This window comes from Streptomyces sp. NPDC002446 (assembly GCF_053595675.1).
Genome location: NZ_JBSFYC010000001.1, coordinates 1 through 19701, shown reverse-complemented (window position 1 = coordinate 19701; position 19701 = coordinate 1). Strand labels below are relative to the sequence as shown.

Genomic DNA, 19701 nt, shown 5'->3' with positions numbered 1-19701 from the left:
GGGGCCCGGGCCGCGCCGCGCCGGGTGCCCGTCCGGGCGGGGCGCGTGGCTCTACGATCGTGGTATGCCCCAGACATCCCGGGCCGCGGCGCCCGCCCGGATCGCGGTGATCGGTGCCGGCGCGATCGGTGGCTACACCGCCGCCCTGACCCGGTGGGCCGGCCTCGATGTGACCTTGTGCGTACGCAGCCCGCTGGAGGTTCTCACCGTCGAGAGCGGCGGCGAGGCCCGGACCGCGGCGGTACGGGTCGTCACGGACCCGGCGCGGGTGACGCCGGTCGACTGGGTGCTGCTGACCACCAAGGCGCAGGACACCGCGGGCGCCGAGGGCTGGCTGCGGCGGCTGTGCGGCCCGGGCACCGCGGTCGCGGTGCTCCAGAACGGGATCGACCAGGAGGAGCGCGTCGCCCCGTTCGTTCCCCGGGGCACCGAGATCCTCCCCACCGTCGTCTACATCTCGGCGGAGCGCACCGCGCCCGGCCGGATCCTGCACCATGTGGCCAGTGAACTGCACGTTCCCGAGGGCCCGTTGGCGGACCGGTTCGCCGCCGTGCTGGACGGTACGGGGCTGCGGGTGCATCCGGTGCGGGACTTCACCACGGCCGCCTGGCGCAAGCTGTTCACCAATCTCGCGGCCAACCCGATCACCGCCCTCCTGCAGCAGCGGATGGGCGTCTTCGTCGATCCGGAGATGGCCGCACTCACCCGTGATCTGCTGTCCGAGGCGGCCGCGGTCGCCCGTGCGGAGGGCGCGGACATCGGCGACGAGGACATCGCCAGGACCCTGGAGCTGTACGCCACGGCGCCGCCGGAGGGCGGCTCGTCGATGCTCTACGACCGGCTGGCCGGCCGTCCGCTGGAGCATGAGTTCATCACGGGCGCAGTGGTCCGGGCGGGCGAACGGAACGGCATCGCGACGCCGTTGAACGGGATGCTGCTGACGCTGCTGCGGGCGGTGGACCGCGAGCTGCGGGGCGAGCGGGCAGCCTCGCCTTCTTGAGGCCGCGCCGCGGGAGGGCCGGTCAGACGGGGCGGGGCGGCGCCGTCGATCCTCTGATCTCCAGTTCCGGGGCGACGAGTTGATGTCCTGCGGGCGTGTCCGGGCGCTCCATGCGGTCCAGGAGGCAGCGCGCCGCCCGGCGGCCGACCTCGTGGCTGGCGTTGTTCACCGAGTTCAGCCAGAGGTGGCGGATGCGGGCGAGGTAGGTGTTGTCGTAGCCGACGAGGGAGAGGTCGGCGGGCACGGACAGCCCCAGTTCCTGGGCGGCGGAGAGCGCGCCGATGCCGGAGATGTCGTTGAACGCGAAGACGGCGGTGGGACGTTCGGCCCCGCGCGAGGGGTTGAGCAGCCGTATCGCGGCCCGGTAGCCGCCCTCCTCGGTCCCGTCGCCGTGCTCCACGACGGCCTCGGCGGTCCGGCCGTGGGCGCGTACGGCGGCCTCGAAGCCGCGCCGGCGCAGTTCGCCGACGAGCCCCTGCCCTGCGATGTGGGCGATGCGCCGGTGGCCGAGGGAGAGGAGGTGCTCGGTGGCGAGCCGGGCGCCGCGTTCGTCGTCGTTGGCGATGATGTCGACGCGGGGCAGCCGCGGTTCGTGGTTGCCCGCGATGACGGTGGGCAGCCGCTCGGCGGCCTCGGCGAGCCCGTCGGTGTCCGGGAGCGTGCCGACGACGGCGAGGCCGTCGACGCGTAGCTCCTGGAAGGTGCGGGCGAAGTCCCGGCCGGCCCGGCGGTCGAGCCGGCCGTCGGCCATCAGCATCCGCAGGCCGTGCGCCTGCAGCAGCGAGTTCAGGCCGTCGAGGACGTCGACGAACCAGGGGTTGCGCATGTCGTTGAGCAGCACGCCGACGGTGTGCGTGCGGCGTGCGACCAGGCTGCGGGCGGCGGCGTTGGGCCGGTAGCCCAGCTCGTCGATGGCGTCCAGGACGGCCTGCCGCTTGGCGTCGCTGACCCGCGGGGAGCCCTGCAGGACGAGCGAGACCAGCGACTTGGAGACGCCGGCGCGCTCGGCGACGCCTCGGATCGTCGGGGGTCGCCGGCCGTCGGCGGGCTCGTTGGACCGTTCCATGTCGGGGGATCCTTCCATCGGCGCGGGCGGGCGTCAATGCGGGCGTCCTTGCCCTTCTGCATGGGGGCATGGGGGTTGACTTGCGGACATCGGGGCGTGCAGGGTGCCCGGTACGGCGGCTTTGGACCGTTCCAATTCGGCGCTCCCATGCGCCCGTGCCCGCAGCCCGCCCCCCCTCCCGTAAGCCCTCTCCCGCACCCCCTCTCCCGCATCCCCTCCCCCACTCCCACACTCCTCCGCCTCCCCTCCCCCTCCCTGGAAGGACCGAGCATGAAGATCGGCCTCATCGGCACCGGGCGTATCGGCGCGTTCCACGCCGCGACCCTCCAGAGCGTCCCGGGCGTCACCGGCCTCGTGGTCGCGGACGCCGACCCCGCACGGGCCGCCTCGCTGGCAAAGACCCTGGGCGTACGGGCTGCCGCGGGCATCACGGAGATGTACGCGGAGGACCTGGACGGCGTGGTGATCACCGCGGCGACCAGCGCGCACGCCGCGCTGATCCACCAGGCCCTGGACGCCGGTGTGCCGGTCTTCTGCGAGAAGCCGGTGGCGCTGGACGTCCCGGGCACCGTCGGCGTGGTGGAGCGGGCGCGGGCCGGCACCGTCCCCGTACAGATCGGCTTCCAGCGCCGCTTCGACGCGGGCTACCGCGCCGCGCGGGAGGCGCTGCGCTCCGGCGAGCTGGGCTGGCTGCACACGCTGCGCGCCTGCACCAGCGACCGGACCCCGCCGCCGGCCGGCTATATCCCCACCTCCGGGGGTCTCTTCCGGGACTGCTCCATCCATGACTTCGACATCCTGCGCTGGCTCACCGGCCGCGAGGTGGTCTCGGTCTACGCCCAGGGCGCCAACCGGGGCGCGTCCTTCTTCACCGAGGGCGACGATGTCGACACCTGTGCGGCGCTGCTGCGCTTCGACGACGACACGCTGGCGACGGTGACCGCGACCCGCTACAACGGTGCGGGCCACGACGTCCGGCTGGAGGTCTGCGGCTCCGAGGGCGCCCGCTTCGTGGGACTGGACGACCGCGCGCCGCTGCCGTCCGCGGAGCCGGAGCTGTCGTGGCGGCGGGCGGCCGACCCGTACGCCACGTTCATGGAGCGCTTCCACGATGCGTACGTCACCGAGCTGGGCGTCTTCGTCGAGGTCGCCGCGGGCCGTGCGCCGAGCCCGTGTTCGCCCGCGGAGGCCCTGGAGGCGCTGTATGTCGCCGAGGCGTGCGAGCGCTCGCGGCGGACCGGCGCACCGGTCGCCGTCGCGGACGTCCGGGACGCGGACGTCCGGGACGCGGCCGGCCGGGTACGGCCGGACGGGTGAGCGCTCAGGCGGCCGCGGTGGACGAGGTCCGGTCGTCGCGCCCCTCGTCCCGCTCGTCGCCGCCCTGGGGCCGTTGCCGCAGTGCCCGGCGGCGGGCCGCCCACTGGATCGCGGTGCCGACCGCGGCGACCGCGCAGGAGACGCCCAGGCCGATTCCGGCGGCGTAGAGGCGGTTGTGGGCGGCCGCGCTGCCGAGGTAGCCGAGGCCGACCGAGTAGGTCGCCCAGGTGGCCTCGGCGATGCCGGCGCCGAGCAGGTATTTGCGCAGCGGGTAGCGCAGCACCCCGGAGGCCAGCGCCCCGGCGATCCGTCCGCTGGGCAGGAACCGGACGGCGATGACGAACGGCACGCCGTAGCGCTGGATCTGCTGTGAGGTCCACTCCAGCAGCACCCGGCGGCGGGGGTTGCGGCGCATCCAGTCCCGTACGGGTCCGCCGAAGCGCCGCGCGGCGAGGTACATCAGCAGGTCTCCCAGCAGGGCGCTGCCGGCCACGACCAGCAGGACCTGGGGGAGGAACAGTTCTCCTCTGGAGGCGAGCACGCCGGCGGAGACGAGCAGGGCGGAGTTGGGGACCAGTGGCGGCAGCGTGGTGAGCACCAGTAGGCCGTAGAGGGCGAGCACGTCCATCCGGGCGCCTCCTCGGATCCGCCCCGAGGTCCGTTTACCCAAGGCTGACGCGCGGTGGGGCCGACGGCAACGCGATGGGCGCGGCGCGGCACTGGATCGATACCCCCCAGGGGTATAAAGTGTTTACCATCGGCACCACGGTTCGAGCACCACACACCGGCACCACGAGGAGAATCCCCCATGACCGAGAACAGCTCCTGCTGCACCCCGGCAGGCTCCTGCCACTCCGGCGGCACCGATGTCCAGGTCGGCGAGGTGACCACCACGTACAAGGTCACCGGTATGACCTGCGGCCACTGCGAGGGTGCGGTGTCGTCCGAGATCGGCGAGATCGCCGGCGTCAGCTCGGTGCGGGCGGTCGCGGCCACCGGCCTGGTGACCGTGGTCTCCAAGGCCCCCCTGGACGACGAGGCGGTGCGGGCGGCCGTGGACGAGGCCGGCTATGAGCTCGTGGGGCAGGCGGCCTGACCCTGCCGCCACCCCCGGTCGAGGCGCGGGCCGCGTTGCCGTCGGCGACGGCGGCGCGGCCCGCGCTCGCACTCGCGCTCGCACTTACGGTCGCGCGGAAGGGTGTCCCGTCTCTCCGGGGGCGTTTTCAGTGAGGCTGCGGGAACTCGAACATTCACACGGTCTTTACAACCGGCACAACGCCACCACCTCGGGACACAACACCCATACCCCCGGGCCCCGATCTCCAGATCGTGGCCCTTGACCGCATTCGCCCCCATATGGCAAGAGACCCAGATCACACTTCTTGGAACGTAACCATTGAGGGGGGTCGCGAGTCTAACCGTGCAGTGCAGGCACCCCGGCGGGGCTTGCACTGCAACAGCCGTGCTGATCTTGGGGGATCGTGCCCGGCTACGCGTGGCCGGGGCGACGTGCCCGGGGAGCTTTGAGCGGCCCTCCCGATGTGCGCGTCCCGGCAGAGCGCGGTGCAACCCGGAGCGCCCGGACGGATCCCGTGGGGGGAATCCAACCGGGATATGGGAAGCGCCCCGCACTCTGGACCCGTGGGGGGATCCGGAGGCGGGGCGCTTTTCGCCTTTTCAGGGGCTCGGGACGAGCGAGCCTCAGCGCTGCTCGACCGGCACGAAGTCGCGCTCGATGACACCGGTGTAGATCTGCCGCGGACGGCCGATGCGGGAACCGGGCTCCTTGATCATCTCGTGCCACTGGGCGATCCAGCCGGGCAGCCGGCCGAGCGCGAAGAGCACGGTGAACATCTCGGTGGGGAAGCCCATGGCCCGGTAGATCAGGCCGGTGTAGAAGTCCACGTTGGGGTAGAGCTTGCGCTCGACGAAGTAGTCGTCGGACAGCGCGTGCTCCTCCAGCTTGAGGGCGATGTCCAGCAGCTCGTCGGACTTGCCGAGTGCGGAGAGGACATCGTGCGCCGCCGCCTTGATGATCTTCGCCCGGGGGTCGAAGTTCTTGTAGACGCGGTGCCCGAAGCCCATGAGCTTCACGCCGTCTTCCTTGTTCTTCACCTTGCGGATGAAGGAGTCGACGTCGCCGCCGGTGGCCTGGATGCCCTCGAGCATCTCCAGCACGGACTGGTTGGCGCCGCCGTGCAGGGGGCCCCACAGGGCGTTGATGCCGGCCGAGATCGAGGCGAAGAGGTTCGCCTGCGAGGAGCCGACCAGGCGGACCGTGGAGGTCGAGCAGTTCTGCTCGTGGTCGGCGTGCAGGATCAGCAGCTTGTCCAGGGCGCCGACCACGACCGGGTCGAGGTCGTACTGGGCGGCGGGCACCGAGAAGGTCATCCGCAGGAAGTTCTCGACGTACCCGAGGTCGTTGCTCGGGTAGACGACCGGGTGGCCGACCGACTTCTTGTAGGCGTACGCCGCGATCGTCGGGAGCTTGGCCAGCAGCCGGATCGTGGAGATGTGGCGCTGCTGCTCGTCGAACGGGTTGTGGCTGTCCTGGTAGAACGTCGACAGCGCGCTGACCACCGACGACAGCATCGCCATCGGGTGGGCGTCCCGGGGGAAGCCGTCGTAGAAGCGCTTGACGTCCTCGTGGAGCAGGGTGTGGTACGTGATGTCCTGCTTGAAGGCCGACAGCTGGTCAACGGTGGGCAGCTCACCGTTGATCAGGAGGTACGCGGTCTCGACGAACGTGCTGCGCTCTGCAAGCTGCTCGATCGGGTACCCGCGGTAACGAAGAATTCCCTGCTCACCATCGAGATAGGTGATCGCGGATTTATACGCCGCGGTGTTGCCGTAACCGGAGTCCAGGGTCACCAGACCGGTCTGGGCGCGCAGCTTCGAGATATCGAAGCCCTTGTCGCCGACGGTGCTGTCGACGACCGGGTAGCTGTATTCGCCGTCCCCGTAACGCAGTACTACAGAGTTGTCGCTCACGTCATCCCTCACCGACGTTGTGCCTCTTCTTCGAGGTGCCCTGACTGCCTATACCTTCCCCCATTTGGACCTTGGATGTGCACTCGGGGTCGGCCATAGGGCCTCATTACGGCACTGAGTGCCGCGTGAGTGTCCATCCTGCTCCCCTTCGCCCCGATTGGGAAAGAGGAGTGGCATCACATCGCCCCGGCGAGCCGGTGAGCCAGGGCAGTACACCGCCGACCGGCGGATACCGTGCGCACGGCCTGCCCCAGGGCCTTCCGGGAGCCGACCAGCACCACCAATCGCTTTGCCCGGGTGACGGCGGTATACAACAGATTGCGCTGCAGCATCATCCAGGCACTTGTGGTGACCGGAATCACCACCGCTGGATACTCACTACCCTGCGAGCGGTGGATCGTCACGGCATAGGCGTGAGCGAGTTCGTCCAGTTCGTCGAAGTCGTAGGGCACCTCCTCGTCCTCGTCGGTGAGCACCGTCAGCCGCTGCTCGTCGGAGTCCAGGGCCGTGACCACGCCCACCGTCCCGTTGAAGACGCCGTTGCGGCCCTTTTCGTAGTTGTTTCTGATCTGGGTGACCTTGTCGCCGACGCGGAAGACCCGGCCTCCGAAGCGGCGCTCGGGCAGATCGGGGCGGGCGGGGGTGACGGCCTGCTGGAGCAGGCCGTTCAGGGCGCCCGCACCGGCCGGGCCGCGGTGCATCGGGGTCAGCACCTGGACGTCCCGGCGCGGGTCGAGGCCGAACTTCGCCGGGATCCGGCGGGCCGCGACGTCGACCGTCAGCCGTCCGGCCTCCTCATTGTCCTCCTCCACGAACAGGAAGAAGTCGGTCAGCCCGGTCGTCAGCGGGGGGACGCCGGAGTTGATCCGGTGGGCGTTGGTGACCACTCCGGACTGCTGGGCCTGCCGGAAGATCCTCGTCAGCCGGACGGCCGGCACCGGGCCGGGCTCGGCCAGCAGATCCCGCAGCACCTCTCCGGCGCCCACCGACGGCAGCTGGTCGACGTCCCCCACCAGCAGCAGATGGGCGCCCGGCGGCACCGCCTTGACGAGCTTGTTGGCCAGCAGCAGATCCAGCATGGAGGCCTCGTCGACGACCACCAGATCGGCGTCCAGCGGCCGCTCGGCGTCGTAGGCGGCGTCCCCGCCCGGCTTGAGCTCCAGGAGGCGGTGGACCGTGGAGGCCTCCGCGCCGGTCAGCTCCGAGAGCCGCTTGGCGGCCCGGCCCGTCGGCGCCGCCAGCACCACCTTGGCGTTCTTGGCGCGGGCCAGCTCGACCACGGAGCGGACCGTGAAGGACTTGCCGCAGCCCGGCCCGCCCGTGAGCACCGCGACCTTCTCCGTCAGCGCCAGCCGCACCGCCTGCTGCTGCTCGGGCGCCAGCTCGGCTCCCGTACGCCGCGCCAGCCAGGCCAGCGCCTTGTCCCAGGCCACGTCCCGGAACGCCGGCATCCGGTCCTCGTCCGTGCGCAGCAGCCGGGTCAGCCGGCCGGCCAGCGAGATCTCGGCGCGGTGGAACGGCACCAGATAGACGGCGGTGACCGGCGCACCGTCCCGGTCTCCCGGCACCTTCTCGCGGACCACCCCCTCCGGGTCCGCGGCCAGCTCGCCCAGGCAGTCGATGACCAGGCCGGTGTCCACCTGGAGCAACTTCACCGCGTCCGCGATCAGTTGCTCCTCGGGCAGGAAGCAGTGGCCCTGGTCGGTGGACTGCGACAGGGCGTACTGCAGGCCCGCCTTGACCCGGTCGGGGCTGTCGTGCGGGATGCCGACGGACTGGGCGATGCGGTCGGCGGTCAGGAAGCCGATGCCCCACACGTCCGCGGCGAGGCGGTAGGGCTGGTTGCGGACGACGGAGATGGAGGCGTCGCCGTACTTCTTGTAGATCCGCACCGCGATGGAGGTGGACACCCCGACGCCCTGGAGGAAGACCATGACCTCCTTGATGGCCTTCTGCTCCTCCCAGGCGTCGGCGATCTTCTTGGTGCGCTTGGGGCCGAGGCCGGGCACCTCGATGAGGCGCTTCGGCTCGTGTTCGATGATGTCGAGGGTGTCCACGCCGAAGTGCTGGGTGATGCGGTCGGCGAAGACCGGGCCGATGCCCTTGACCAGGCCGGAGCCGAGGTAGCGGCGGATGCCCTGGATCGTCGCGGGCAGGACGGTGGTGTAGTTCTCGACCGTGAACTGCTTGCCGTACTGCGGGTGCGAGCCCCAGCGGCCCTCCATCCGCAGCGACTCCCCCACCTGCGCCCCGAGCAGCGCGCCGACGACGGTCAGCAGATCTCCCGCGCCGCGGCCGGTGTCGACCCGCGCGACGGTGTAGCCGCTCTCCTCGTTGGCGTAGGTGATCCGCTCCAGGACCCCTTCCACCACGGCTGCGTTGACCATGACCCGACGGTACCGCCGGGGTCTGACACCGCGGGCGGCGCCGGGACGCCCCCGGCACTATCGAGGGGCCCGTCCGATGGCCGGGCCCCTCGATTCCCCCTCCACGCCGGCCCCGGATCCCCCCGGATCCCTCCCCCACGTCGGGACCAGCGTCAGCTATGACCCCCGCCGGACGCCAACGGTTGCGCGCATCCGCAGAGTTATTTCACCGTCACCCGATGTACGAATTCCGTTCATCCGGCGACGTGGGCCCTGAAGCGCGCCACGACCTCGGCCAGCACGTCGGCGCCGTCCCGCGCCCACAGTGCCGGGTTGAAGATCTCCACCTCGACCGGCCCCCGGTAGCCGGCCGCCTCGACCCGTTCGCGAAACCACCGCAGGTCCACCGAACCGTCGCCGAGCTGCCCGCGTCCCACGAGGACGCCCTCGGGCAGCGGGGTGACCCAGTCGGCGAGCTGGAAGGCCGCGATCCGCGCGCCCCGGCCGGCTCCGGTGCCCCGGCCGGCGCCCTGTGCGCGGTCGATCTGCGCGCCGACCGTGTCGTCCCACCACAGGTGGTAGGTGTCCACGACGACGCCCACCTGGTCGGCGGGGAACCGTTCGGCGAGGTCGAGTGCCTGCGCGAGGGTGGAGACCACGCAGCGGTCCGCCGCGTACATGGGGTGCAGTGGTTCGATCGCCAGCCGTACGGCGCGCTCGGCGGCGTACGGCGCCAGTTCGGCCAGCGCGTCCGCGATGCGTTCCCGGGCGCCGGGCAGGTCCCGGCTGCCTTCGGGGAGCCCGCCGGAGACCAGCACGAGCGTGTCGGTCCCCAGGGCGGCCGCCTCGTCCAGGGCCGCCCGGTTGTCGTCCAGGGCCGCCGCCCGCCGGCGGGGGTCCACGGCGGTGAAGAACCCGCCCCGGCACAGGCTGGTGACCCGCAGTCCGGCGTCCCGTACGAGCCGGGCGGCCGCGCCCACCCCGTACTCCTGCACGGGGGCGCGCCACAGGCCCACGCCCCCGACTCCCGCCCGCGCGCACCCGTTGGCCAGGTCGGGCAGCGACCACTGCCTGATGGTCTGCTGGTTGAGGCTCAGCCGGTCGAGGAGGGCGCCGGGAGTGGTGCCGCCGGTCATGGGGCTTCCTCCCGTGCCGGGTGCTCGGCGCCGTGGAGCGCGAGGAGGGTGCGCATCCGGGCGGCGGCCAGCTCCGGGTCCGGGAACAGGCCCAGCCCGAGGGCCAGTTCGTAGGCGCGGCGCAGATGCGGCAGGGAGCGGGCCGACTGCAGGCCGCCGACCATGGTGAAGTGCGACTGGTGGCCCGCCAGCCAGGCCAGCAGGACGACACCGGTCTTGTAGTGGCGGGTGGGGGCCCGGAAGAGGTGGCGGGCGAGGGCGACGGTGGGCTCCAGGGCGGCGCGGAAGGCGGCGGTGCCTTCGGGGCCGCCCGCGTCGAGGTGGCGTACGGCGCCGGCGGCCAGGGGGGCGAGCGGGTCGAAGACGCCCAGCAGCGCGTGGCTGAAGCCGTGGTCGTCGCCGGCGATCAGCTCGGGGTAGTGGAAGTCGTCGCCTGTGTAGCAGCGCACTGTGGGCGGGAGGCGGCGGCGCAGCCGTACCTCCCGGTCGGCGTCCAGGAGGGAGACCTTGACGCCGTCCACCTTGGCGGGCTGTTCGGCGATGATGCCGAGGACCGTCTCCGTGGCGGCGTCGAGGTCCGCGCTGCCCCAGTAGCCGGTCAGCGCGGGGTCGAACACCGGGCCGAGCCAGTGCAGGATGACCGGCCGGGTGCTCTGGCGCAGCAGGCCGCCGTAGAGCTCCAGGTAGTCGTCGGGTCCGGTGGCGGCCGCGGCGAGCTGGCGGGACGCCATGAGGACCGGGCGGGCGCCGGCGTCCTCGACGAGGGCGAGCTGCTCCTCGTACGCGGCGCGTACGTCGGCCAGTCCGGCTCCGTGGGGCGGCAGTTGGTCGGTGCCGGCCCCGCAGGCGAGCCGGCCGCCGGCCGCCCGTGCCTCGGCGCCGGTGCGCCGGATGAGCTCGGCGGCGGCGGGCCAGTCCAGGCCCATGCCGCGCTGGGCGGTGTCCATCGCCTCGGCCACGCCCAGGCCGTGCGACCACAGGTGGTGGCGGAAGGCGAGGGTGGCGTCCCAATCGAGGGCGGCGGGGCCGTCCGGGGTGGTGTCGGCGAGCGGGTCGGCGACGACATGGGCGGCGGCGTAGACGGTACGGGAGCGCAACGGGGGCGGCGAAGGGTAGGCCCCTCCAACGGGCGGCTCGGACGACGGCTCCGGCGGGTTCACAGGCTCAACTCCGGTACGTCCAGCCGGCGGCCCTCCGCCGACGACCGCAGCCCCAGTTCGGCCAGTTGGACCCCCCGGGCGCCTGCGGCCAGATCCCAGCGCCAGGGACCGTCACGTACGACATGCCGCAGGAACAGCTCCCACTGGGTCTTGAAGGCGTTGTCGAAGACGGCGTTGTCGGGGACCTCCTGCCACTGGTCGCGGAAGGTCTCGGACGTCGGCACGTCCGGGTCCCAGACCGGCCGGGGGGTGGCGGAGCGGTGCTGGATGCGGCAGCGGCGCAGGCCGGCCACAGCCGAGCCCTCGGTGCCGTCCACCTGGAACTCCACCAGCTCGTCGCGGTGCACCCGCACCGCCCAGGAGGAGTTGATCTGCGCGACGACGCCGCCGGCCAGTTCGAAGATGCCGTAGGCGGCGTCGTCGGCGGTGGCGTCGTACGGGGTGCCCGACTCGTCCCAGCGGCGCGGGAGATGTGTGGCGAGCCGGGCCTGGACGGTGCGCACCGGCCCGAACAGCTCGTGCAGGACGTACTCCCAGTGCGGGAACATGTCGGCCGCGATGCCGCCGCCGTCCTCGGCGCGGTAGTTCCACGAGGGGCGCTGCGCCTGCTGCCAGTCGCCCTCGAAGACCCAGTAGCCGAACTCGCCGCGTACGGACAGGACGCGGCCGAAGAATCCGCCCTCGACGAGGCGGCGGAGCTTGCGCAGGCCGGGCAGGAAGAGCTTGTCCTGGACGACGCCGTTCTTGACGCCGGCGTCGCGGGCCAGCCGGGCCAGCTCCAGGGCGCCGGCGAGGCCGCTCGCGGTGGGCTTCTCGACGTACAGGTGCTTGCCGGCGGCGATCGCCTTCTTCACGGCGTCCTGGCGGGCGGCGGTGATCTGGGCGTCGAAGTAGACGGCGATGGTCTCGTCGGCCAGTACGGTGTCGAGGTCGCAGCTCCACTCCTTCAGGCCGTGGCGTTCGGCCAGCGCCCGCAGCCGGTGCGGGGAGCGTCCCACGAGGACGGGCTCGGGCCAGATCACCGTCCCGTCGGCCAGTTCGAGGCCGCCCTGTTCGCGCAGGGCGAGGACGGAGCGGACCAGATGCTGGCGGTAGCCCATGCGTCCGGTCACGCCGTTCATGGCGATGCGTACGGTCGTGCGAGTCACGGTCGCCCCTCTCGGGTGGGAATCGTGATCCGTGGTCGTGGCGCGGCCCCCGCTGTGGCCGGAGGCTAGCCCATCGTTGACGCGGAGCCGCGAAGCCGCGGCGCCCGCTGCGTTGTCGGTGGCCCGCGTTAGCGTGGTGCGGGGGCGTCGGTGTGCGCAAGGAGGAGTCCGGCATGGGCAGTACAGACCGCGCGGGCGGCGGCGGTGCGCCGGCGATGCGTTTTGCGTTCTCCACTCTCGGGGTGCCGGGCATGCCGGTGGCCGAGGTGCTGCGGCTGGCCATGGCGGCCGGCTACCAGGGGGTGGAGCTGCGCGCCCATCCGGAGGAGCCGGTGCATCCGCTGCTCGGGATGCGGGAACGGGCGGCGGTGCGCGGCCAGTTCGCCGACGCCGGTGTCGAGGTGCTGGCCGTCGCCGGATACGCCCGGGTCGCCGCCGCGCGGGACGCGGCGGGCGAGGAGGAGCTGGCCCATGAGCTGAGCGAGCTGGTGTTGCTCGCCGCCGATCTGGGTGCGCCCTATGTGCGGGTGTTCCCGGGAGGGGGTGACCGGCCGGCGGCCGACGCCGAGGCGGATGCCGCCCGTCGGCTCGCCGCGGTGGCCCCGCTCGCGGCGGACCGCGGCGTCCGGGTCCTGCTGGAGACCCATGACTCGCACCGTACGGGCGCGGCCGCCGCCCGGATCCTGGGCCCCGTGGGCCATCGGAACGTCGGCGCGCTGTGGGATGTGCTGCACAGCTGGCTGGGCGGTGAGGAGCCCGTCGCCACCCATGCCGCGCTCGCCCCGCACCTGGGCTACGTCCAGGTCAAGGACGTCGCCTCGGCGTGCGACACCGCCCCGGTTCCGCTGGGCGCCGGCGCCGTGCCGCTGGCCGCCGTCCTGTCCACGCTCGTACCGGGCCCCGGGGGCGTGGCGGGCCCCGTGCCCACCCCGGAGGGCGTCTACGACCAGGGCTCGGGCGGCTGGCTCTGCTGGGAGTACGAAAAGCGCTGGCACCCCGACGCCCCGGCCCTGCCCGCCCTCCTGGCCCCGGGGCGGGCGCACCTGCAGCGGCTTCTTGATGGCACGGCCGACTAGCGCCGTGACCGCATAGGTTCGCCGGGTTGGTGGTCGTGGGGTTGGAGCGTTATGCCGTGGATCTTCGCATCAAGCGGGTGGAACCCGGCGGGCAGGAACCTCGAAGACGAGTTCACGACCGTCCTCCTCATCCCACTGCTCTCCGACCTCAACAAAGCCGAAGCCCGAGATCGTGGCCAGGGAGGCCACGTTGCTGGGGCTGATCGTCGCCCGCACAGTCGTGACTGCGGTTTCGGCCGCTGCCCGGCGGAGCAACTCGATCAGCGCGGATCGGGCATATCCCTGGCGACGGAAGTCGGGAGCAACGGAGTAGCCGATCTCGACCATGCCGACCTCATCAGGCGGTCCGTGGAACCCGGCATGTCCGACGACGAGACCCTTGTCACCGACGACAGCTTGTCGCACCATCCACCGCGCCCGGCCGGGATCGGCGGCCATCTGCTCGAGCCGGAACCGCCATAGCCACCGTGCTCTGTCGGTCACGAAGTACTCGGTCAGCGAAACCCCGGCGATCCTGCCGGCTTCGGACAGGTCACCATCGAGCAAAGCGGACATCGCCCCGCCGGACAGCTCGACAAAACGTATGCACTTCGGGCTCCGCCTGAACGGCCCCCCGTAATCGGCTTCATCTGCCACCTACGAATGCTCGCCGGCTGACCCAAAGGGCGTCCAATGATTTCGAAGCACCCCCACAGCCGCCCCGCGACGTCATCCACCACCACGCCCCCACTCGGTGAACCTTCCCGGTCACAGCACTGGGCAGCTGTTCACCTGGGTTTATGCGAGGACGCGCATAGCCGCGTTCCTGCATAGACGCCGCTTCAGGCGCCTCGTATGGTCGTGACCGACAGGCCCAACCAGGGGCATACGCAAGAGGGTTTCAGCATGGTGCGGGAGGAACTTACCCGGCTCACCGACAACGGCAACGGAACCTGCGGTGATGAAGATTGCCCGAACGCCTACCGGACAGCACGCGGTTCGCTCGTCGTCCAGGGAAGCGTTTCTGAGGAATTCACGCCGCCGTCCGGCGAGGCCCTGGTGGAGATCCCGGAAGAAGTGCTCAGGGAGGCTGTACGTGCTCTTGGATGGTGACGAGTGGCGTCGTCGGTTCGCGGACATCAAGCAAGAGGCATGGCGGCTTGAGGTGCTGCCGCAGTACCTCATGCCGCAGGAGGCGCAAGAGTTCGCGACCTTCCGCGAGGGCCGGCCCCTGACCCCGTACGCGGCTTCCCCGTACACAGAACGCGTCTCTCGTCAGCGCACCGAGGGGAAGAGCAACGGCCGGGTGCACATCGTGACGCAGCCGCTCTCTGACTACCTGAGGTTCGAGTTCACCCGTTACTAAAGCGCGTCTCGTAACCCGTGGTCGTGCGCTGCCTTGGGACGACCTGACCGAGCGTTGGTCACGAGACCAACCTTTGAAGGGAAGTGACGCGCCCACTACGCGTGAATGCCGCCGCAGGGAGGGCTTTTGATCTGCAACTGAAAACCGCCTGGTCATGAAGCCACCCTGAGAAGGTGCCATTCGGTCTAACACGGCTGGCGACTACGGTCCGTGTTGGGTAGGCAGGGGAGTGACCGTTCCCCAATCTTGGGGCGGCAGTCAAGAAAGGGCCACACAATGACTGACCCGACCATCAGGACACGGGTGTACAAGGTAGTCGCAGAGGTGCTCGGATGCAGGCCAGAGGCCGTCAACTCTGACCCGATGAACCTCAAGTACATGGTCAAGAGCGATGACGACTACAAGAGGTTGGAAAAGGCCCTGGGCAAGGAGTTCAGCTCTTCCATGGTCTCCGAGGGGAGTCTCCGGCGTGACGACGAACACGCCACTATCGGAGGCATCATCAAGTCGATCCAGCAGACGGAAAGCCAAAAGGACAAGGACGGAAACCTCACCGGCGGCCGCTATATGGGCGAGACTTTTGGTGGCGGCAGCCTCTAAAGGAACGAGCGGTAGCTGATAGCAACAGCGGCGGATGGCGACGTGACGTGCTGTACAGCAGCGGAGTACAGCAACCACGGTGACCGCAGTCGAGCTTCGACGCACCGAAGCAGCCGAGTAGCCAGCCCGGCAGACCTAAGCGACCGCCCCGCCGGTAGTTCGCATCGCGGTGCAGTGCGCCGCAGAATGTCCAGCGCCCCCGGGGGGGCTAGCCCGCAGGGGGCGCTGGTCCCAGAGCCGGCGCTTGACGCACCCCACGGAAACCCTCCTCCCTCACCCTGCTCCACCCTGACCGGGAACCCATTCGGGCGCCGACCAGGTGCTATGGCCCAAACCCAGCAATAACGTCTGGCATGTGAACCACCGCTCGCGTCGCCAACGGAAGAGGGGTCAGCAGCCGAGGCAGAACCCTAAAGCTTGTCTCGTGACGCTGTGATCAGTGGCTGAGGGCGAGATTGTGCATGTGAGCGACGCCACTGGTGGCCCACCAGACGCCGTCACCTTTCAGACGGCAGTCACGCAGGATCTTCTAGTTCTTCATGCGCGCGAAGGCGTGCTCGACGCGGGCGCGTACCCGCCGGTGGGAGGTGTTGTGCTGTTCCTTCCAGTCGGGCAGCCGGTTCTGCCCGGCCTGGCGACGGTGGGGCATCAGGACGCCAGTGCCCTGGTAGCCGCCGTCGGCGAGGACGGTCGCGTTGCCGCAGGCGTCTTTGATGCCGGACTCGGCGAAGGCGGTGCAGTCGTTTCGGTTGCCTGGCAGCGGCCGGCCGACGGCCAGTACTACCCGGGTGTCCGCTTTGATCAGGACCTGGAGGTTCGCCGAGTAGCGGTAGTTCTTCGACGAGGCCGACACCGTCCGGTCTCTCGTGGGCACCAGCGTGCCGTCCACGATGAGGATGTGGTGCCGTCCGGGCTTTCGCCTGCCCGGGGCCAGGGCCAGCAGGGGACCGTGCCGGCCGATGATCCGGCCGACGGCCGCGGGGGAGATCCCGAAGAGCGGGGCGAGCTGGCGCATGGTGAGGTTCGTGCGGCAGTACATCGCCACGAGCAGGACGCGGTCCTCCAGGGGCAGTGCCCATGGGCGGCCCGGCCGGTCCGGGTCCAGAGCCCGGCCACCGTTGCGGTGGACAGCCCGCACCAGACGCTGGAACTGGCGCAGGCGGAGCCCAGTGAACACCTCTATGAGCTCATGGCGTTGAGCCGTGACAACCTGCACGACCAGCTCAACGCCGCACCTGATCCAGAGTTACGAGACAGGTTTTACGAGGTGCATGTTCAGGTCGGAGACGACATCCGCATCCTCGACGTGACCAATCGGTCCAACCCCCTTGAAGGGGTTCAGGACTTCTGGATGTTCGATCGCGCAGAAGTCGTGCTCATGAACTATGAGCGGACGGCCGGCAGATCAATCGCGAGGTCTTCGAAGGGGATGTGTCCCCGTTCATCGAATACCAGCGGATAGCGGTAGCAGAGTCGGTTCCCTTCGAGGAGTACATGGACGGTGGCCATCGAGCCTGACCAGCTTGACCAGTCCGGTCTGGAGCTGGCGGCCATGCTGAAGCGCCGGCGGATCGGGTGTCCGGTGAGCTCGGTCAGGGTCTCGACCACGCCCACCGCGTCCTCATTGGCCCAACGGTACGCGGACGGGGTGAGGATCACGCAGACATCGGAATGCACACCGCTCTCGTGCACCGCGGGCCGTGGGCCGTGGGCCACCATCCAATGGAACACCCCGGAGGCGCGCAAACTGCCGACGTTCCGGATCGAGTCGCTGGCGGAGCTTCCGCAGGCGATTGCGAAGTTCAACGTGACAGAGCGCTGACGGGGTCGGCGCCGTGCCGACACAGCAACGGCCCCCGCCGGGCGACGGGGGCCGACCATTCCGGGGTGCTGCGGGTCGGTTCAGACGGAGAACTGTCCCCGCTTGACGGCTGACACGAACGATGACCAGTCGCCTGCGGGGAAGATCAACGCCGGTCCGTCCGGATCCTTGCTGTCGCGGACAGGGATGACGCCCGGGAAGTCGTTGGCGACTTCCAGGCAGTTCTGGCCGTTGCCACTGTAGGAAGACTTGAACCAGTCCGCGCCGATGAGGTCTTCGGCCGTCAGGATGGCGACCTCCACACAGTTGTTGCCGTTGCCGCTGTAGGAGGACTTGAACCAGTCGGCGCCGATGAGGTCTTTGGCCGTCAGGGTGTGGGCGTTGGTGGTCATGCTGTGATCTCTCGGGATAGTTGGTGCAGGAACTTCGGAGTGTCCTCGGGAGGCAGGGCCGACCTTGACAGCGCCTCGAACTGCCGTGAGAAACGACCGACTTCTCGGCGCTTGTCAGAGATGGACGTTGCGCCGAACGCGGTGTCCACCTGAATTGTCGTCGGCATGGTGTCGCCGAGGATCAAGATGCTGAAGTTGTGCTCGAACAGGTAGCCCCGCATAGCCTGGGGAAGCACCTGCACGGTCACGTTGTCCAGCGCGGCCAGCTTGGCGACCTCGTCGTACTGCTCGCGCATCAGGTCGACGTCGCCGACGATGTGCCTCAGGGCCGATTCGCAGAGGACAGCCCACAGCCGCAGTGGATCATCGTCCCGGGTCAGGGCCTCCTTTCGCCTCATCCTCACCTGTACGCTCTGATCAACGAATTCCGTCGTGGTCTCGTCGATGGGCTTGGCGCTCTCGTGCCGCGTGCGGGCGTAAGCCTCGGTCTGCAACAGTCCCAGGATGATGGTCGGGTGGTAGGCCCGGATCTCCTGTGCCGCTGCCTCGATCCCGAGAAACCGTGGCATCCCTGAAGTCAGTTCCGAGGCGGCAGGTGTCCACCACTCCCGACTGGACGCCTCCCGCTGGGTCTCCACCAGCCTTTCGATTTCCTCGTCGTCGGTGACGTCGTAGCGGTCCAGAAGCTTGCGCAAGTCACCTGCGCTGCGCAGATCCTGGAGTCCGGTCTCGACCCGTTGCAGCTTCGTGTCGCTGAACGAGAGCCCTTGCACAGCCTCCTGGAGACTGAGCCCTGCCCGCTTTCGCAGCTCGCGCAGTTCATGCCCGAGTGCGATACGTCGTGCTGTTGGCCTGTGCGGTGCCGCCATCTGTCTGCCTTCCCGGCTCAACTGCCTGTTACTCGCGGCGATTTGCGCAGCATGGCACGGCAACCGTTCGCTACACCAGTCATTGCGTCAGTTCGGGCATGTGCCAGTTTCCATGCAGTGGGTGATTCATCGCAGATTCCGTTGTCGCTCGGCGGGTGAAGCGCCACAGTGATTGCGAATCCGGCCACGTAGAGACCCCCGCGACCGTGGCGACGATCCGGGGGCGTGGCCATCAACCGGTAGGAGGTTGACGACATGCGCAAACATAGCGCGTGGATCTTCGAACTGCTGTTGCGGCTATTACTGCCCGCGCGAGGGCGTCACCGGTCCGCCGGCGCACTGCCCCCCGTTGGGCGCGCGGGCACACCGGCGGTCGCGCTTCCCCGCATTCCCGTACGGCAGCAGGGGCTGTTGCGTGGCGAGGACGTGCACCTGATCCGTCCGTACGTCCTGACTCCCGAGGAGCGGCAGGAGCGGCGGTTGCAGCGTGGGCGGCGGCGGGCGTTGTGGCTGGCGGTGCATGGGTACGACGCGGGGCCGCGTTGGGTCCATGGTGTGGAGGTGGTGGGCTGATGCCCCGCAATTGCCGCCCTGTACACCTGATGGACCCGGTTCCGGTAGCGGAGCCTGAGCCGGTTGCCGGGTGCGATGTGTGCATGGCCTTGGCCGGGCAGCGTGCGGCGGCGCGGGCTGTCGGGGACGCGTCGAAGGCGATCGACTGCAGCGTCGAGATCAGCCGTCACCCCCACGCGAAGGCGGTGCGGTCGTGAGAGCGGGTGTGTGGTCGCGGGTGCGCGACTGGGCTGAGGAAGCGTGGAACCGGCATGCCAGGTATCGGGAGCTGTATCGGCAGCTCGATCACATGCGGGCGGAGGTCAAGGCCCGTACGGCGTGGATGGATGAGCTGAGCGAGGAGGAGCTGGCGGAGATGCTGCGTGGTCTCGCCGAGTGCATCGATGCCGCACAGGCGACAGGCGACGCTCCGGACCACCGGGAGGGGGCAGCATGAGGGCGCGATATCGGTTCGCCGAGTGGACGCTGGCGGCTGATTCAGAGACGGCGCTGCGGTTCGTCGGTGAGTGTCTGGACTGCGGGGAACGTTGCGTCGATACCTCGTCTGCCGATGAAGCGCAGGGGTGGTGTCTCCAGCATGCAGGGCTCACCGGGGACAGGCGATTCGAGATGAAGGGATTCCAGCTCTTCACCGCCTACATGACCAACGCGGCGGCCGACGGCACTCCTCCCGCGAGGTAGGCCAGGCCGGTCCTCGGCCCCGGCTCTCACCCCCGAGAGAGCCGGGGCCATCCGCATGCACGGCGGGGGTGGGTGGCGGGGGTGGGTGGCGGGGGTGGGTGGCGGGGGTGGGGGGGGGGGGGGGGCGGGCGCTGGGCGGCGGAGGGGGGAGGGGACGAG

General features: G+C 70.1%; 20 protein-coding genes and 3 pseudogenes. 12 read left to right on the top strand and 11 right to left on the bottom strand.

Features of this window, described 5'->3' with window-relative positions; all coding sequences use genetic code 11:
• Positions 1-64 precede the first annotated feature (64 nt).
• Positions 65-1000: a 2-dehydropantoate 2-reductase gene (locus ACWD6P_RS00115; RefSeq protein ID WP_451441682.1), complete on the top strand. Its 936-nt coding sequence runs from the start codon at positions 65-67 to the stop codon at positions 998-1000.
• A 22-nt stretch (positions 1001-1022) separates the two neighbouring features.
• Here ACWD6P_RS00115 and ACWD6P_RS00110 read toward each other — a convergent pair whose 3' ends face one another.
• Positions 1023-2066 carry a LacI family DNA-binding transcriptional regulator gene (locus ACWD6P_RS00110; protein ID WP_451441681.1) on the bottom strand — a complete coding sequence of 348 codons (1044 nt, stop codon included), beginning with the start codon at positions 2064-2066 and terminating at the stop codon, positions 1023-1025.
• Positions 2067-2336: 270 nt separating this feature from the next.
• Between ACWD6P_RS00110 and ACWD6P_RS00105 the strand changes: the two genes are divergently transcribed.
• The gene (locus ACWD6P_RS00105) at positions 2337-3383 is read left to right on the top strand and encodes a Gfo/Idh/MocA family protein (RefSeq protein WP_451441680.1); all 1047 of its coding nucleotides are present in this window, start codon (positions 2337-2339) and stop codon (positions 3381-3383) included.
• A 4-nt stretch (positions 3384-3387) separates the two neighbouring features.
• Here ACWD6P_RS00105 and ACWD6P_RS00100 read toward each other — a convergent pair whose 3' ends face one another.
• Positions 3388-4011 carry a DedA family protein gene (locus ACWD6P_RS00100; protein WP_451441679.1) on the bottom strand — a complete coding sequence of 208 codons (624 nt, stop codon included), beginning with the start codon at positions 4009-4011 and terminating at the stop codon, positions 3388-3390.
• A gap of 180 nt (positions 4012-4191) precedes the next feature.
• On the opposite strand from ACWD6P_RS00100, the gene ACWD6P_RS00095 reads away from it, so the two are divergent.
• Positions 4192-4479 (top strand): heavy-metal-associated domain-containing protein, encoded by a 288-nt coding sequence (locus ACWD6P_RS00095; protein ID WP_451441678.1) that lies wholly within the window; start codon positions 4192-4194, stop codon positions 4477-4479.
• A 605-nt stretch (positions 4480-5084) separates the two neighbouring features.
• On the opposite strand, the gene ACWD6P_RS00090 is transcribed toward ACWD6P_RS00095, so the two are convergent.
• From ACWD6P_RS00090 to ACWD6P_RS00070, 5 genes are all read right to left on the bottom strand, one after another.
• Complete coding sequence (locus ACWD6P_RS00090; RefSeq protein WP_451441677.1) at positions 5085-6386, bottom strand: citrate synthase; 1302 nt, start codon at positions 6384-6386, stop codon at positions 5085-5087.
• Between the two features lie 164 nt (positions 6387-6550).
• On the bottom strand, positions 6551-8761 hold the full coding sequence (gene recD2, locus ACWD6P_RS00085; protein WP_451441676.1) for an SF1B family DNA helicase RecD2: 2211 nt from the start codon (positions 8759-8761) through the stop codon (positions 6551-6553).
• Between the two features lie 233 nt (positions 8762-8994).
• The gene (locus ACWD6P_RS00080; RefSeq protein WP_451441675.1) at positions 8995-9876 is read right to left on the bottom strand and encodes a sugar phosphate isomerase/epimerase family protein; all 882 of its coding nucleotides are present in this window, start codon (positions 9874-9876) and stop codon (positions 8995-8997) included.
• Positions 9873-10973, bottom strand: a complete 1101-nt coding sequence (locus ACWD6P_RS00075) for a dihydrodipicolinate synthase family protein (RefSeq protein ID WP_451441674.1) — start codon at positions 10971-10973, stop codon at positions 9873-9875. Before ACWD6P_RS00075 ends, ACWD6P_RS00080 begins: the two co-directional genes overlap by 4 nt.
• A 59-nt stretch (positions 10974-11032) precedes the next feature.
• Complete coding sequence (locus tag ACWD6P_RS00070) at positions 11033-12184, bottom strand: Gfo/Idh/MocA family protein (RefSeq protein WP_451441673.1); 1152 nt, start codon at positions 12182-12184, stop codon at positions 11033-11035.
• Positions 12185-12399: 215 nt separating this feature from the next.
• Between ACWD6P_RS00070 and ACWD6P_RS00065 the strand changes: the two genes are divergently transcribed.
• Positions 12400-13260: a sugar phosphate isomerase/epimerase family protein gene (locus ACWD6P_RS00065; protein ID WP_451441965.1), complete on the top strand. Its 861-nt coding sequence runs from the start codon at positions 12400-12402 to the stop codon at positions 13258-13260.
• Positions 13261-13329: 69 nt separating this feature from the next.
• Here ACWD6P_RS00065 and ACWD6P_RS00060 read toward each other — a convergent pair whose 3' ends face one another.
• On the bottom strand, positions 13330-13815 hold the full coding sequence (locus ACWD6P_RS00060) for a GNAT family N-acetyltransferase (protein ID WP_451441964.1): 486 nt from the start codon (positions 13813-13815) through the stop codon (positions 13330-13332).
• 330 nt (positions 13816-14145) lie between these two features.
• Here ACWD6P_RS00060 and ACWD6P_RS00055 point away from each other — a divergent pair, with 330 nt between their 5' ends.
• The 3 genes from ACWD6P_RS00055 (at position 14146) to ACWD6P_RS00045 (ending at position 15205) form a co-directional block, all read left to right on the top strand.
• Positions 14146-14352 (top strand): hypothetical protein, encoded by a 207-nt coding sequence (locus ACWD6P_RS00055; RefSeq protein ID WP_451441963.1) that lies wholly within the window; start codon positions 14146-14148, stop codon positions 14350-14352.
• A complete protein-coding gene (locus ACWD6P_RS00050; protein WP_451441672.1) occupies positions 14336-14605 on the top strand; it encodes a DUF6879 family protein in 270 nt (89 codons plus the stop codon). Before ACWD6P_RS00055 ends, ACWD6P_RS00050 begins: the two co-directional genes overlap by 17 nt.
• Positions 14606-14881: 276 nt before the next feature.
• A complete protein-coding gene (locus tag ACWD6P_RS00045; protein WP_451441671.1) occupies positions 14882-15205 on the top strand; it encodes a hypothetical protein in 324 nt (107 codons plus the stop codon).
• Positions 15206-15641: 436 nt separating this feature from the next.
• On the opposite strand, the pseudogene ACWD6P_RS00040 reads toward ACWD6P_RS00045, so the two are convergent.
• Positions 15642-16421, bottom strand: a pseudogene (locus ACWD6P_RS00040) (transposase).
• Positions 16422-16487: 66 nt separating this feature from the next.
• Between ACWD6P_RS00040 and ACWD6P_RS00035 the strand changes: the two are divergent.
• Together ACWD6P_RS00035 and ACWD6P_RS00030 are read left to right on the top strand one after the other, a co-directional pair.
• A pseudogene (locus ACWD6P_RS00035) lies at positions 16488-16723 on the top strand (DUF6879 family protein); the annotation flags it as partial.
• A 150-nt stretch (positions 16724-16873) separates the two neighbouring features.
• Positions 16874-17027 (top strand): annotated as a pseudogene (locus ACWD6P_RS00030) (haloacid dehalogenase); the annotation flags it as partial.
• 80 nt (positions 17028-17107) lie between these two features.
• On the opposite strand, the gene ACWD6P_RS00025 reads toward ACWD6P_RS00030, so the two are convergent.
• Both ACWD6P_RS00025 and ACWD6P_RS00020 read right to left on the bottom strand, forming a co-directional pair.
• A complete protein-coding gene (locus ACWD6P_RS00025) occupies positions 17108-17419 on the bottom strand; it encodes a DUF397 domain-containing protein (protein WP_451441670.1) in 312 nt (103 codons plus the stop codon).
• Positions 17416-18288 carry a helix-turn-helix domain-containing protein gene (locus tag ACWD6P_RS00020; protein ID WP_451441669.1) on the bottom strand — a complete coding sequence of 291 codons (873 nt, stop codon included), beginning with the start codon at positions 18286-18288 and terminating at the stop codon, positions 17416-17418. The genes ACWD6P_RS00025 and ACWD6P_RS00020 overlap by 4 nt, the downstream gene beginning before the upstream one ends.
• A 255-nt stretch (positions 18289-18543) precedes the next feature.
• Between ACWD6P_RS00020 and ACWD6P_RS00015 the strand changes: the two genes are divergently transcribed.
• From ACWD6P_RS00015 to ACWD6P_RS00005, 3 genes are all read left to right on the top strand, one after another.
• A complete protein-coding gene (locus tag ACWD6P_RS00015) occupies positions 18544-18861 on the top strand; it encodes a hypothetical protein (RefSeq protein WP_451441668.1) in 318 nt (105 codons plus the stop codon).
• Between the two features lie 193 nt (positions 18862-19054).
• Positions 19055-19297, top strand: coding sequence for a hypothetical protein (locus ACWD6P_RS00010; protein WP_451441667.1), 243 nt, complete (start codon positions 19055-19057; stop codon positions 19295-19297).
• Positions 19294-19542: a DUF7848 domain-containing protein gene (locus ACWD6P_RS00005; protein WP_451441666.1), complete on the top strand. Its 249-nt coding sequence runs from the start codon at positions 19294-19296 to the stop codon at positions 19540-19542. The genes ACWD6P_RS00010 and ACWD6P_RS00005 overlap by 4 nt, the downstream gene beginning before the upstream one ends.
• Positions 19543-19701 lie beyond the last annotated feature (159 nt).

Excerpts from the sequence above, each read along its gene's own strand:
- ACWD6P_RS00060 (WP_451441964.1), bottom strand. The coding sequence starts at position 13,815 with ATGTCCGCTTTGCTCGATGGTGACCTGTCCGAAGCCGGCAGGATCGCC.
- ACWD6P_RS00055 (WP_451441963.1), top strand. The coding sequence starts at position 14,146 with ATGGTGCGGGAGGAACTTACCCGGCTCACCGACAACGGCAACGGAACC.
- ACWD6P_RS00100 (WP_451441679.1), bottom strand. The coding sequence starts at position 4,011 with ATGGACGTGCTCGCCCTCTACGGCCTACTGGTGCTCACCACGCTGCCG.
- ACWD6P_RS00065 (WP_451441965.1), top strand. The coding sequence starts at position 12,400 with ATGCGTTTTGCGTTCTCCACTCTCGGGGTGCCGGGCATGCCGGTGGCC.
- ACWD6P_RS00005 (WP_451441666.1), top strand. The coding sequence starts at position 19,294 with ATGAGGGCGCGATATCGGTTCGCCGAGTGGACGCTGGCGGCTGATTCA.
- ACWD6P_RS00105 (WP_451441680.1), top strand. The coding sequence starts at position 2,337 with ATGAAGATCGGCCTCATCGGCACCGGGCGTATCGGCGCGTTCCACGCC.
- ACWD6P_RS00020 (WP_451441669.1), bottom strand. The coding sequence starts at position 18,288 with ATGGCGGCACCGCACAGGCCAACAGCACGACGTATCGCACTCGGGCAT.
- ACWD6P_RS00110 (WP_451441681.1), bottom strand. The coding sequence starts at position 2,066 with ATGGAACGGTCCAACGAGCCCGCCGACGGCCGGCGACCCCCGACGATC.
- ACWD6P_RS00095 (WP_451441678.1), top strand. The coding sequence starts at position 4,192 with ATGACCGAGAACAGCTCCTGCTGCACCCCGGCAGGCTCCTGCCACTCC.
- ACWD6P_RS00025 (WP_451441670.1), bottom strand. The coding sequence starts at position 17,419 with ATGACCACCAACGCCCACACCCTGACGGCCAAAGACCTCATCGGCGCC.
- recD2 (WP_451441676.1), bottom strand. The coding sequence starts at position 8,761 with ATGGTCAACGCAGCCGTGGTGGAAGGGGTCCTGGAGCGGATCACCTAC.
- ACWD6P_RS00115 (WP_451441682.1), top strand. The coding sequence starts at position 65 with ATGCCCCAGACATCCCGGGCCGCGGCGCCCGCCCGGATCGCGGTGATC.
- ACWD6P_RS00015 (WP_451441668.1), top strand. The coding sequence starts at position 18,544 with ATGCGCAAACATAGCGCGTGGATCTTCGAACTGCTGTTGCGGCTATTA.
- ACWD6P_RS00045 (WP_451441671.1), top strand. The coding sequence starts at position 14,882 with ATGACTGACCCGACCATCAGGACACGGGTGTACAAGGTAGTCGCAGAG.
- ACWD6P_RS00080 (WP_451441675.1), bottom strand. The coding sequence starts at position 9,876 with ATGACCGGCGGCACCACTCCCGGCGCCCTCCTCGACCGGCTGAGCCTC.